This window comes from Bartonella sp. AP280QHHD, from assembly GCF_042196125.1.
In the GTDB taxonomy this organism is placed as follows: domain Bacteria; phylum Pseudomonadota; class Alphaproteobacteria; order Rhizobiales; family Rhizobiaceae; genus Bartonella.
This window is the reverse complement of record NZ_JBHIPQ010000018.1, coordinates 67,798-81,984: the sequence shown is the minus strand read 5'-3', so window position 1 is coordinate 81,984 and position 14,187 is coordinate 67,798. Positions and strand designations below refer to the sequence as shown.

The 14,187-nt window shown below is 37.0% G+C and carries 10 protein-coding genes; 3 read left to right on the top strand and 7 right to left on the bottom strand.

The annotated features are described in order from the left end of the window. The 3 genes from ACFIMK_RS02780 to ACFIMK_RS02770 form a co-directional block, all read left to right on the top strand. Window positions 1-207, top strand: a 207-nt coding sequence (locus ACFIMK_RS02780; RefSeq protein WP_375683095.1) for a tyrosine-type recombinase/integrase, incomplete at its 5' end; no start/stop codon positions are given. An 896-nt stretch (window positions 208-1,103) separates the two neighbouring features. Continuing rightward, a complete protein-coding gene (locus tag ACFIMK_RS02775) occupies window positions 1,104-2,318 on the top strand; it encodes an NADP-dependent isocitrate dehydrogenase (RefSeq protein ID WP_375613103.1) in 1,215 nt (404 codons plus the stop codon). Between the two features lie 118 nt (window positions 2,319-2,436). Continuing rightward, a complete protein-coding gene (locus tag ACFIMK_RS02770) occupies window positions 2,437-3,864 on the top strand; it encodes an MFS transporter (RefSeq protein ID WP_375629058.1) in 1,428 nt (475 codons plus the stop codon). A 44-nt stretch (window positions 3,865-3,908) separates the two neighbouring features. Here ACFIMK_RS02770 and ACFIMK_RS02765 read toward each other — a convergent pair whose 3' ends face one another. The 7 genes from ACFIMK_RS02765 to ssb form a co-directional block, all read right to left on the bottom strand. Continuing rightward, window positions 3,909-5,108 carry an MFS transporter gene (locus tag ACFIMK_RS02765; RefSeq protein ID WP_375629055.1) on the bottom strand — a complete coding sequence of 400 codons (1,200 nt, stop codon included), beginning with the start codon at window positions 5,106-5,108 and terminating at the stop codon, window positions 3,909-3,911. A gap of 1,284 nt (window positions 5,109-6,392) precedes the next feature. Next, complete coding sequence (gene tgt, locus ACFIMK_RS02760; RefSeq protein WP_375629052.1) at window positions 6,393-7,511, bottom strand: tRNA guanosine(34) transglycosylase Tgt; 1,119 nt, start codon at window positions 7,509-7,511, stop codon at window positions 6,393-6,395. 1,451 nt (window positions 7,512-8,962) lie between these two features. Then, window positions 8,963-9,475 carry a peptidylprolyl isomerase gene (locus ACFIMK_RS02755; RefSeq protein WP_375611520.1) on the bottom strand — a complete coding sequence of 171 codons (513 nt, stop codon included), beginning with the start codon at window positions 9,473-9,475 and terminating at the stop codon, window positions 8,963-8,965. An 18-nt stretch (window positions 9,476-9,493) separates the two neighbouring features. Next, window positions 9,494-10,087 (bottom strand): peptidylprolyl isomerase, encoded by a 594-nt coding sequence (locus tag ACFIMK_RS02750; RefSeq protein WP_375638223.1) that lies wholly within the window; start codon window positions 10,085-10,087, stop codon window positions 9,494-9,496. A 2-nt stretch (window positions 10,088-10,089) separates the two neighbouring features. Then, window positions 10,090-10,596, bottom strand: coding sequence for a pantetheine-phosphate adenylyltransferase (gene coaD, locus ACFIMK_RS02745; RefSeq protein WP_375611518.1), 507 nt, complete (start codon window positions 10,594-10,596; stop codon window positions 10,090-10,092). Between the two features lie 24 nt (window positions 10,597-10,620). After that, window positions 10,621-13,404, bottom strand: coding sequence for a DNA gyrase subunit A (gene gyrA / locus ACFIMK_RS02740; protein ID WP_375683094.1), 2,784 nt, complete (start codon window positions 13,402-13,404; stop codon window positions 10,621-10,623). A gap of 230 nt (window positions 13,405-13,634) precedes the next feature. Beyond that, on the bottom strand, window positions 13,635-14,141 hold the full coding sequence (gene ssb, locus ACFIMK_RS02735) for a single-stranded DNA-binding protein (RefSeq protein WP_375611516.1): 507 nt from the start codon (window positions 14,139-14,141) through the stop codon (window positions 13,635-13,637). Between the last annotated feature and the right edge of the window lie 46 nt (window positions 14,142-14,187).

The following is a 14,187-nucleotide window of genomic DNA, read 5'->3' as shown; positions in this document are numbered from 1 at the left end:
GACGCTTGTAATGCGGCTGGAATTAAAAAATCGGCGCATGGATTAAGAAAATTAGCCGCAACACGTGCAGCTAATTCTGGAGCAACAGTATCACAATTGAAAGCAATTTTTGGCTGGACAGAAGATCAGATGGCATCCCTTTATACAAAGAGTGCAGATCGTAAAAGACTAGCTCTTGAAGCTATAAAAAAGCTCCAAAAAAGTTAGGGGCAGAGACAAAAAAACGTAATAGAATCAAAATTCATTAATTCCCTTATATTCTATATAATTCTTTGATTTTATTTACTCTATACCCGCCCCTTGGGCGTACCATGTTTCTTTTTTCTATGTGTAATATATTCATTTTATTTGTGTTTTTAAAAATGAGGGATGCATAAATAAAAATGAGGGAATAAGATTTTAAAAGGAATCTCTTCGTAAAAAGGATACAAGAATCATTAGGTGATTAATTTCTTTGTTGCATTTCGAGGATAGTGCTTTACTGCGCATAGTTAATAACAATAAGAATCGATAAAACATAAGAATTAGAAGATTCTAGCTCGCGATACGGTAATTTTATAAGTCATATTCTTGCGTATGCTGTTAATTTTTAAATTAAAACCAGCCGCATCATTTATACGTTTTTTTCAACCTTCAAAATTGAAGTTTATCTCAAACGCATTTTATATGAAGCATTTCTAATTACAGTGCCTTTGTTATCACATTAAACTTTTTATAAACAAACAGACCGTAAGCTTAGAATTGAAATAGCAATATAAAAATAGTTTCTTATTCACCTAACACAACAAATCAAGAAACTATAATTCAGAATACGATCAACTTATTAAATGGAATCTCTGATAATAAAAACGCATAATCCCCGTCCCTCGGTGATCTAACTACCTTATCTATTAAACAGATTCTTCATCAATCATAGAATAATTATAGATTTGCAAACACATCACTTCTTTTCAAAAATTAAACCCTCCAACAAAATTTTACACTCTATTGATAATATATTCTAAAAGCTCATATTTGAATGCTTTTTTCCCTTGTTTTTACTTTTCATTATAAACTTGAAAGTGTTATACAAGTAGTATCGCTTAAAAGAAAAAGGATTTCTAATGGTAAAGATCAAAGTAGAAAACCCCGTTGTTGAACTTGATGGGGATGAGATGACCCGCATCATCTGGAAATATATCAAAGATAAATTAATCCATCCCTACCTCGACATTGATCTAAAATATTATGATCTTTCCGTCGTAAATCGTGATGCAACCAATGATCAGGTAACTATCGATTCTGCCAATGCTATCAAAAAATATGGGGTTGGTATAAAATGCGCAACCATCACACCTGATGAGGCACGCGTTAAAGAATTTAACCTAAAAAAAATGTGGAAATCACCTAATGGCACAATCCGCAATATTTTAGGAGGAGTCATTTTTCGCGAACCCATTATCTGTAAAAATGTCCCTCGCCTTGTTCCTAACTGGACAAAGCCAATTATTATCGGACGTCACGCTTTTGGTGATCAATACAAGGCAACAGATTTTAAATTTCCAGGAAAAGGGAAATTAAGTATTAAATTTGTCGGTGATGATAATCAAGTTATTGAACATGATGTTTTTGATGCTCCAAGCGCAGGGGTTGCCATGGCTATGTATAACCTTGATGAGTCAATTCGTGATTTTGCCCGCGCATCCTTTAATTATGGACTACAACGGAATGTTCCAGTTTATCTTTCAACAAAAAATACCATTCTAAAAACTTACGATGGTCGTTTTAAAGATATCTTTCAAGAAATATTCGATACGGAATTTAAAACTGAATTTGAAAACCGTAAATTATATTACGAACACCGTCTTATTGATGATATGGTTGCTTCTGCATTAAAGTGGTCAGGTGGATACGTATGGGCATGTAAAAACTATGATGGTGATGTCCAATCTGATATTGTTGCCCAAGGCTTTGGTTCTCTGGGTCTCATGACTTCTGTTCTCATGACACCTGACGGCAAAATTGTTGAAGCAGAGGCAGCACACGGCACTGTAACACGCCATTATCGTCAGCATCAAAAGAATGAAGAAACATCAACGAACTCTATTGCATCTATTTTTGCATGGACGCGTGGACTAGCGCACCGTGCTAAACTAGATAACAATGAGAAGTTAAAAAACTTTTCCACGACATTGGAAGAAGTTTGTATTAAAACCGTCGAAGAAGGTTTTATGACCAAAGATCTCGCACTTTTGATTGGGCCTAAACAAAAGTGGCTTTCTACAACAGGTTTCCTCGATAAAATTGATGAGAATCTCAAAAAAGCAATGGGCAATTAAGTTATTACTTAAATTAAAATTCAAAGCTCTAAACAGAGCTTTGAATTTCTCTTGGCAAATTCAAAGAAGTACCTTATAAGTAAAAAGAGGATAGATTTTTATTAAATAGCAAACAACAGTGAAAAAACAGGGCTGGTCTGCGCTTTTATTGGGTAAAAATGGTCTTTGCTTTTTAACGTTTACAGGTGGAGTTGTGTTACACGCCACCAACGTTTATATTGTTATTACTATTTTACCCTCTCTTATGAATCATATTGGCAGTGAAATATATTATTCTTGGGTGGCTACTGTCTTTATTACAGCTTCACTCGTGGGTACTTCACTTGCAACAAAAATATTAGGGAAATTAGGTCCTCGCAATGCGTATGTTATTTCTGGACTTATCTTCACCCTAGGCACTTTTATGTGCAGCATTTCTTCATCTATGCCATTGTTTTTAATAGGACGCTTTATTCAAGGATTTGGAAGTGGTTCTTTGTTATCCCTATCCTATTCCATGGTACGGATTGTTTTCAGCCCATCTTTATGGTCACATGCATTAAGTATTATCTCTGGAATGTGGGGAATATCAACCTTGTTAGGACCAGCAATCGGGGGGCTTTCTGTATATTATGGGCTATGGCGAGCATCCTTTTTGATCATTGGCGTATTAGCTATATTTTTCTCACTCATCGCCTTTAAATTTTTACCAAAAAAGAATGAAAACGATGTTCCAACACCCCCTCTTCCTCTTCTCCAGCTTTTCACACTCACCTTATTGATTTTTATTATTTCTGTTGGAGGGGCTATGGAGTCTACAATAGCAAAAATTTGCGGATTAGTTATCGGACTTAGTCTTCTTTTTGTTCTAGCAAAAATCGAATCATCTACCCCTCATCCTATGTTGCCCCGCAAATCCTTTTCTTTCTCTTCTGAAATCTTTTCTGTTTACGCATTGATACTCGTTATGACAACAGTCGTATACAGTATAGAACTTTATTTTCCACTTTTTCTTCAAGAGCTTCATGGGCAAGCTCCACTTATTGCTGGTTATATAGCAGCACTTATGAGCCTAGGGTGGACATGTGGAGCCATCTCAAGTGCTGGTCTCTCCACAAAAAAAATTCGCAACATCATTGTATACTCGCCCCTATTAAAACTGTTAGGCATAATGATTCTTTTATGGCTCATCCCAACAGAAGTTTCCGCGCTTGAATATATTTTTATTATTTGCTTAGCACTGTTTTCTATTGGAATCAGTGCGGGCATAGCATGGCCACATTTGCTCACAAGGATCTTACAATGTGCAAATGATGAAGATGCTCTCCGTGCCAGTGAATCCCTTACCTCTGTACAACTATTTTCAGCAGCCTTAAGTGCAACTCTAGCAGGAGTCATCACCAATCTTGCAGGCCTCTTTAATCCTGGAGGAACAATAGGAATGATCTTAGCAGCAAAAACTCTTCTTATAGTGCTCATGGGTCTTTTATTTTGTCTTGCTATTCCATTAGCACTGCGCATTTCTTACTTCATATTGAAAAACCCAACAGGACATTCCAATAACTAAAAATAAATATAAAAATTCCTTCTTCATTAAAAAAATGAAAAATATTAAGCATGCTTCTCCATATACCATGAGATGCAAAAAACCATTAATCCACACAAAGTTAGAACACTTCCTAAAACAGCTGTATATTCATAACTATAGCCCAATTTTAAAACTAATGCTCCAGATTCAGCACCAAGAGCGTTGGCAATATTAAAAGCAGACTGCATTAATGCTCCTGCCAAAATCTGTCCCTGTAGTGCAACATCCATAATTTTTGTTTGTATAGAAGGCATAGCAGCAAAAGAAGTTCCAACAAAAAAGCATCCTATTGCCGCTGTTAACGGAGCATAGGATAAAAAGAAAAAAAGAAAAAAAACAAATACGCTCCAAAGCATAGAGAAAAATATCATCGGTGAAATGCCAATTTTAACAGCTAATTTAGGCCCCAAGAGATTTCCTATCACCATTCCCAATCCAACTAACGGCATAATAAATGGTACCCACTCAAGTGAAACACCAGAAATATGCATTAATGTTGGCTTGATATAAGTGAAAACAGAAAATAATCCTGACGCTCCCACCGACACCATCAACAAAAGAAGCCACACCTGCTTTTGCTTTAATACACCCATTTCTTGCAAAGGATTCGTTTTTGGAAAACTTGAATCACAAGGAAAAAAATTCCAAATAAGCAAGCTACACAATAAAGCAATCATACCCACAAGGACAAAAGCAATCTGCCAACCAATAAGTTGACCAATCCAAGTAGCACTGGGTGCTCCCAAAACGGTTGCAATTGTTAAGCCGAGCATAACATATCCAACAGCTTTAGAACGTTCTTTCATTTCTACCATTGAAGAAGCAACCATAGCCGCAAGTCCAAAATAGATTCCATGGGGAAGTCCACTGAGAAAGCGTAATACTACTAATATGCTAAAATCAGAAAAAAAGGCACTAGCAATATTTGCTAAGGCATAAAAAAGCATTAATCCCATCAAAACAGTTTTGCGTGATACCTGAGCTGTTGCCACAGCTAAAAGAGGTGCTCCAATCACAACTCCTAATGCATAAGCAGAAATATATTGACCAGCGGTAGGAATATCAACATAGGAACTTCGTGCCATCTCTGGCAGTAGCCCCATTGCGACAAACTCTGCAGTACCAATAGCAAAACTCCCCACGGCAAGAGCTAAAATTATTAAACGCCGTATTCTCGAATCAATTCCCAATGCAAGAACCTTTTGTTGATAAAAATCCTTCATACTATCACTTCTGGATAGGAGTTTTAACTGTAAATATCTGTAATACACACAAACAAAAATTCAAAACATTATTATACGCATGCCCAATAGTCCCCAATAAAGTTTTAGAAATATTTTGATATATAAAGCATTTTATAGAGTTTTAAGTAAGATTCTTTAATGGAAAATCTTTGAAAACCTCAAGATCATAGACGTATTCACCTATTTCTATCAGATCTACCAGATAATAAACTTTGTCTCCTCTTTTCAGCCATTGTAATTTTACAGTGAAAACTTTATTTTGCAACGATATACTATATCCTATAAATAATTCTAAAATTTGCCGAAGAATGCATTTCAAACAAGTGAATAATATCTCATCATTATCTTGATACAAAGATAAAACTTCTCCCCCAAAATTATTGTTGCTTTATTTTGCTACCTGAATACAGATCCCCCAAATCGATAAGCTATAATTTCAACTTTAGGCCATTCTTATAAATTATTATAGAGTCTTTTAAAAATTCTCATGATAATAGTGCTTGGTTTCTAGATTTATTAAATACCCTCTTTTAGACATCTTTACCCCTCCCTCATCTAACAGAGGAATCGCATCAGATATCTAACTCACTATCTGTAAATTAAAATATTCACGTAAATATATTATGATTATTTTCAGATAAATTCTATAAACAAAGCAAAAAACAAATATAATAAATTTTGTATAAGTATGTTTATTGATGTTTTATAAACATGACAATTACCGTGATTAATATTTAATTTATTATGACATAATATCTATATTTTTATTATATAAATAATATTACATAAATCTATTTTAAAGAATATTTATATATAAAAACTTAAAAAATAAAATTATAACATTTTAAATGTTGTAATTTTATTTTAGTTTTATTTTAATTTTCTAAAAATTTATCTGTTCGATTGTATATAATCCATTCTTTACCTTTAGTAATAAAAAACACAAAGTAGCTCATAAAAATACAATTTTCATACTTCTTTAAGAGTTCGCTAACGCCTCATTAACATTGTTGCTGTAAACAGTCATCAGAAACAGAAAAACTGTTTTTCTCCGGATCAGGTAGCGCGTACCGGAGTAACAGTTTCTGTTTTTATCTAGTAATTAGAAAAAGAATATGTGCCCTATAAAACCGCACTGTTATATCCTAAGATAGTGGAATTTTATAATTTTGGAAGATGTTTCTAATTTCATTTTTTAGCTAAATTTGTAAGTGCGAGAATAAATTCAATAAAAAAATGAGGCGCTATATTACGATTAATATTTTAGCGTCCTTGTGCCCATAGAGCACGCGTTTCAGCGCAAAAATCGGCATAACAGCCTTCCTCAATGGCATCACGAATTCCCTGCATAAGTTGTTGATAATAAAAAAGATTATTCCACGTCAACAACATCCCCCCAAGAGATTCACCAGATTTAATCAAATGATGCAAATAAGCACAACTATAATCATGTGCTGCTGGACAAAGTGACTGTGGATCAAGAGGAAGTGGATCTTCTGCATAACGCGCATTACGCAAATTAATTCTACCAAAGCGGGTAAAAGCTAAACCATGACGTCCTGCACGCGTCGGCATAACACAATCAAACATATCAACACCACGAGCAACACTTTGTAAAATATCATCAGGTGTCCCTACTCCCATAAGATAGCGTGGTTTATCCTCTGGTAAAATCGGACAAGTAGTATCCAATACTGCTGTCATAACACTCTGCGGCTCACCAACAGCAAGCCCTCCAATAGCGTAACCTTTTAAATCTATTTCTTTTAATGCTTGAGCAGAACGTTCACGCAGTTTCATATTATCACCACCTTGAACAATCCCAAACAATGCTTTATCTGGCTGCTCTCCAAAAGCTGTTTTACAACGCAGCGCCCACCGCAATGAAAGTTCCATAGCTTCTTCCATTTCTTTTTCAGTTGCGGGTAATGCAATACATTGATCCAACTGCATCTGGATATCCGCACCAAGAAGTTCTTGAATTTCGATAGAACGCTCTGGACTCATTTCATAGTAGGCTCCATTAATGTAAGAACGAAAAATCACACCTTGTTCAGTAATTTTACGGATTCCCGCCAATGACATAACCTGAAAGCCACCAGAATCGGTTAAAATAGGTCCGCTCCAGCGTGAAAATTCATGTAATCCTCCTAAACGCGCAACACGTTCAGCTCCTGGACGTAACATTAAATGATAAGTATTCCCCAAAATGATATCTGCACCAAGATCACGAATTTGATCCATATACATAGCCTTAACGGTTCCTGCCGTCCCAACAGGCATAAATGCGGGTGTACGAACACATCCTCGCCCCGTTATAATTTCGCCTCGACGTGCATACCCATCTTGAGCAATTTTTCTATAATGAAATGTCTTTATCATAACTCTCGTCTTTTTGATTCCATCAATGCATATCTCTATAGAAAGAAAAAAGATATCCCCTTACGAGCATTGTCAAAAGCTTTATGAATTAATTTTTGATTCGCTCAATATTGTAATCAGCATCAAAAATTAAACGAGATAAAAGAACATTTCTTGTTAAGAAACCACCATAATAAAAGTGATAATCTAGCTCCCAAAAAATAGTAAAATCCTTATAATATCATACCTCAAAATACCTACGCTTATCCTTAACAGAACTGCAACATTATTATCACAATAATTTCATCTTCACATACTTCCATAAGCAGTAACTTTGTACCCATAGAAGAAAATTTTGAACGCATTGTACAGCTTACATATTCTTTAACTTTTACAGATAAAAATTTTTCATCTACTGGGCACAGCGATCCTCACGCTTAATAAAAACGCAAATGAGCATAATCACTTATCCACTCACAATATTGAGATAGCTCTTGGCATTAGAGATAATTCACAAAAGAAATTAACGTGTAAATAAAAATACTTTAAAAAACTAAAAATGCTTTTTGTAAAGATTCTCAAATACCAAAAGCTCTATCGTAACATTAGAGGCTGAAAAAGCGTATGATGGTACCCGCTTGCTCCTTCATAAGCTTTAAAGAAGGTGGTACATAATAGATTTTATACTATTTATAGCTTTAAAACTATACATGCCATGAATATCATCGTGGAAGTGAACGTTGATATGTACTAAGAAATGCTTCTTAAAAAACACGTAAATACGCAACACAAGTGTATTCCGTTTGGAGCATTCCTCTATTAAAAAACGAGAAAAATAAAAGCGTAAGTCCATGCATAATCTTCATTATTTAAAAGATATTGCATTAGATACTTTTAAAAAAGTAAAGTTGAGTTAAAAAGGAGATGGCAAGACTAGCCATTTATTTCACTTCTGCGCCTTTATTATATTCTTCTAAGATTAAACTGTCTTCTTATTTTAAAGATTACGCCAATATATATAAATGCTGGTTTTCCACCTTGCTAAGAAAACTGGATGAGCGAGTAAAGCTCTTATCCGTCTTAATATGTGTTTCAAACATGCTTCTGCATTAGGATTGGATGTTGATTTACGAGCAGAAACAAAAGCACACGCTCTCTTAAGAAAGTAACATCATAAAACCATTAAGACCGACAATGGATTGAAGAGAAATGCCGAATTTTTTATAAAACACTTTGCCAAACAACAACCATAATACAACAGACTTTGCGTTTTCTTATTCTGACAGGTGTTTGTACAAATCCGTTGCGTTATATTCTTCAGGAAGATCCGATTAAAGAAAATATATGGACAATGCTTAGCTCGAAATTATAAAAGGTAAGCGTGATACTACAAAAGAGTTTCGTGTGCCTTTATTGATCAGAAAAGAGTACTTTTTCTTAGAAACTTACAATTGAAATCAGTATAGTTTATACTATTCTACATCCGCAGCAATAATGGCTTTGGTAATTGAATCTGGATCTGCAACAGGTTCACCACGTTTAATTTTATCAACATTTTCCATACCTTCAACAACCTGCCCCCATATGGAATATTGACGATCAAGCCACGGAGCATCTGCAAAACAAATAAAAAACTGAGAGTTAGCAGAATTTGGATTCTGACTCCGTGCCATAGAAACTGTACCACGCTTATGAGAAAGATTTGAAAACTCTGCTGTTAAATTTGGTTTTTCTGCTCCCCCCATACCAGCACGTGATAAATTGAATTTTTCACTATCCTTCTTTCCAAATTGCACATCCCCTGTTTGCGCCATAAAACCATCAATAACGCGATGGAAAATAACATTATCATAAGCACCTTCCCGTACCAGTTCTTTAATACGTGCAACATGACAAGGTGCCAAATCAGCAAAAAGCTCAATAACAACTCTGCCCTTTGTTGTTTCAAGAATTAAAGTATTCTCTGGATTTTTATTCTCAGCCATATGGAAAGCTCCCTTGATTCATTTCTCAACTTGTAAAGTAGCAGCATTAATAACATCAGGATTTTTTACAGATCCATTATTACTTGTCGTACCTTTTTTTATTTTATCAACAACATCCATCCCCTTTATAACCTCTCCAACAACCGTATACTGACCGTTTAAAAAAGCAGCATCATCAAAACAAATGAAGAATTGAGAATTCGCGGAATCCGGATCTTGTGACCGTGCCATCCCAACTGTACCACGCTTAAACGGCTGTTTTGAAAACTCTGCCGGTATATTGGGATAATTTGAGCCACCCATACCAACGCGTTTCAGATCAAAATCTCTACTGCCTTTTTTTCCAAATTCTACATCACCAGTTTGTGCCATGAAATTAGGAATAACGCGATGAAACACAACATTATTATAGGCCCCCTCCTCTGTTAATCTTTTGATTTGCGCAACATGCTTTGGCGCCAAATCAGGACGCAGACGAATAATGACATCACCATCTTTGAGAGATAAAACAAGAAGGCTTGCATCGCTTGCTGGTCTAGGATTACCAGCGACAGCGGACAATGAAAAAAAACAAAACACACATATCAAAACAGCAAAAATTCTACGAGACACACTTATTCTCCCCTAAAAGATTGGTATTTCGAGCTTAAAGCTTGTGCAACATTGGGCGGTACAAATGGTGTCACATCACCTCCCATAGAGGCAATTTGGCGTACCAATGTAGAAGTTATCGCGCGCCCAGAAACACTTGCCGGCAAAAAAACAGTTTGCAATTCAGGAGCCATAACACCATTCATTCCTGCCATTTGCATTTCATAATCAAGATCAGTACCATCACGCAATCCACGAATGAGAAATGAAGCACCAACTTCACGCGCCTTCTCAATGAGAAGGTTGCTAAATGAAAGAACCTGCAATCGATTAGAATCTGCACCAAATAAGTCTTTCCCTACCTGCGTAATGAAATCAACACGCTCTTCGAAGCTAAAGAGTGTTTTTTTGTCAGCCTGTATCCCTATAGCGACGACCACCTTATCAGCTAACACAAAACACCCTTTCAAAACATCAAGATGACCATTTGTAAGAGGATCAAAAGAACCCGCGTAAAGAGCAATTTTCATGACTTTACTCCTTCCTCTTAAAAATTATTTTTCTTCGCTCATATCAACTGTATCAGAATGCTTCTCACCTTCATCATCTAATGAACTCGTATCATCTTCAGGTTCAGAAATACGTTCAACCGATACGACTCTTTCACCTTTGGCTGTATTAAAAATTGTGACTCCCTTAGTTGAGCGCCCAGCAGTACGAATTCCCTCAACAGGGACACGAATAAGCTGCCCCCCATCTGATACCAACATAATTTGATCTTGCGCCTTCACCGGAAAAGCCGCTACTAATTTACCAATTTCAGCTGTTTTAGATGGATCTGTTGCGCGAATCCCCTTTCCGCCACGTCCCGAAATCCGGAACTCATAGGAAGAAGAACGTTTACCATAACCAAACTCACTCACTGTCAAAAGCATTTGTTCACGTGCATGAAGTTCTGCATAACGTTCATCTGTTAACTCTGTTTCAGCACCCCCATCTTCTTCATCAAAAGTTATAATATCTTCAACATCAGCATCTGCACCAGAAGCACGCCGTTCATTCATTACACGTTTAATATAAGCAGAACGCTCAATGGACGTCGCCTCGACATGCTCTAAAATTGTCATCGAAATGACTTTATCGCCTTTAGCTAAATTGATACCACGAACTCCCACAGAATTACGCCCAGCAAAGACCCGAACATCAACAACTGGAAAACGGATACATTGTCCTTTGGCTGTTGTTAGAACAACATCATCATGTTCTGTACAGGTTTCAACAGAAAGAATTTCATCTTCTTCATCAAGTTTCATCGCAATTTTACCATTACGATTAACCTGAACGAAATCTGATAATTTATTACGACGCACAGTTCCACGTGTTGTCGCAAACATAATATCTAATGCACTCCAGCTCGCTTCATCTTCAGGCAAAGGCATAATCGTTGTAATACGCTCACCTTGTTGTAAAGGAAGCATATTGATCAAAGCCCGCCCACGCGATTGGGGTGTCCCCAGCGGCAGCCGCCAAACTTTTTCCTTATAAACAATCCCACGTGATGAAAAGAAAAGAACCGGAGTATGCGTATTGGCAACAAACAACCGCGTTACAAAATCCTCATCCTTCGTGGACATACCAGAACGCCCCTTACCACCACGTCGCTGTGCACGATAGGTATTAAGAGGCACACGCTTAATATAGCCACTATGGCTTACCGTTACCACCATATCCTCTGGTGCGATCAGATCTTCACTCTCCATCTCAGCGCTACCAAAACCAAATACGGTACGTCGCGGCGTTGCAAATTCCTCACGAAGAGCACTCAACTCATCCTTAACAATAGACATAATGCGTACGCGTGATGCCAAGATCTCAAGATAGTCAGCGATATCCACGCCAATTTTATTCAATTCATCAGCGATTTCATCACGCCCAAGGGCTGTCAATCGTTGCAAACGCAATTCTAAAATAGCACGCGCCTGTTCTTCAGAGAGGTTATAAGTACCATCCTCATGAATAATATGACGAGGATCATCAATAAGTTTAATCAAAGGCGCGACATCCATCGCTGGCCAGCGTCGCTCCATTAACTGTGCACGTGCTGTCTGCGGATCAGGAGCTTTGCGAATAAGCGCTATAATTTCATCAATATTGGCAACAGCAAGGGCAAGGCCAACCAAAACATGTGCTCGCTCACGCGCTTTACGCAAAAGATATTTTGTTCGCCGACTGACAACTTCTTCCCGAAAAGAAACAAATGCACGAAGCATATCAAGCAACGTCATCTGTTCGGGTTTTCCCCCATTCAAAGCAACCATATTACAACCAAAGGAAGTTTGTAGCGGCGTATACCGATATAATTGGTTTAAAACAACTTCCGCAACAACATCTTTCTTCAGCTCAATAACAACCCGATATCCATCACGATCAGATTCGTCACGCAAATCAGAGATTCCCTCAATGCGTTTATCGCGCACCAATTCAGCCATTTTCTCAATCATTGTTGCCTTATTAACTTGATAAGGGATCTCACTCACAATAATTGCTTGTCGACCACTGCGAATTTCTTCGATCTCAACTTTAGCACGCATAATGATTGAGCCACGCCCTGTTTCATAAGCTGCACGAACACCAGAGTGGCCAAGGATAATACCCCCTGTAGGAAAATCCGGACCAGGAATAATTTCAATTATTTTATCGAGTGTGATATCGGGATTATCAATCAAAGCGATACAACCATCAACGACTTCACCAAGATTATGGGGAGGAATATTGGTTGCCATTCCCACAGCAATTCCCCCTGACCCATTAACCAAAAGATTGGGAAAACGCGCTGGTAAGACAACCGGTTCACGCTCACGCCCATCGTAATTATCCTGAAAATCAACAGTATCTTTATCAATATCAGCTAAAAGTTCTTCTGAAACTTTTTCTAAACGACACTCAGTATAGCGCATAGCCGCGGGTGGATCACCATCAACGGAACCAAAATTTCCCTGACCATCAATTAATGGATTTCTTAAAGAAAAGTCCTGCGCCATACGCACTAATGCATCGTAAATTGAAGCATCACCATGGGGATGAAATTTCCCCATAACCTCACCAACAACACCAGCAGATTTACGATACGACTTATTGAAAGAAAGCCCCATCTCATTCATAGCATGAAGGATACGTCGATGAACAGGCTTAAGACCATCACGGACATCAGGGAGTGCACGTGAAACAATCACGCTCATCGCATAATCGAGATAGGAGCGTTGCATTTCATCAATAATACTGATTGGTTCAATACCGGTTAGCACATCACGTTCTGGGTGTGGAGTAAGATCGGTCACAATTTCAAAACTTTCAAAAAAGAATCATTTCACTTTATTTATAGCGAAAAATACACAAAAATGCTAATTTCTCTCCCATGACAAAAAAGAAATTTAACAATATTTTTCAAGATGTTATTAATTTATATTTTAAATTACCAATAATAATTAACAATTTTCACTTCGCTAAACTTCAAAAATCTGAAACAAGCAAACCATAAAATGATCATAATACTGCAATTTAAAGACTCTTAAAAAGGGACGTCATCATCTAATTTGTGTGAAAAACTTTCTCCCAATTGATTATTATTTTGACCAAAAGCATTTCTCTGATTTGAGTGACTATCGGCAAAGCCACCACTATAACTCCCCCCTTGACTTGCTCCTTGCTCCCCGCTCGCAGCTCCCCGCCCATCAAGCATTTGTAATTCGCCACGGTACTTTTGCAAAACAATCTCTGTTGTATAACGGTCATTTCCATTTTGATCTTGCCATTTTCGTGTCTGTAACTGCCCCTCAATATAAATTTTGCTGCCCTTTTTTAAATATTGCTCTGCAACTTTGACAAGGTTTTCATTAAAAATAACAATACTATGCCACTCAGTGCGTTCTTTTCGCTCATTTGTATTCCGATCGCGCCAACTTTCTGAAGTAGCAATACGCAGATTTGCCACTTGATCACCAGAATTCAAACGGCGGATTTCAGGATCCGCACCAAGATTACCAATCAAAATAACTTTATTAAGGCTACCAGCCATCGCATAAACTCCAAAATTTTAATTTGTAAAATACTCTGTTCTATAA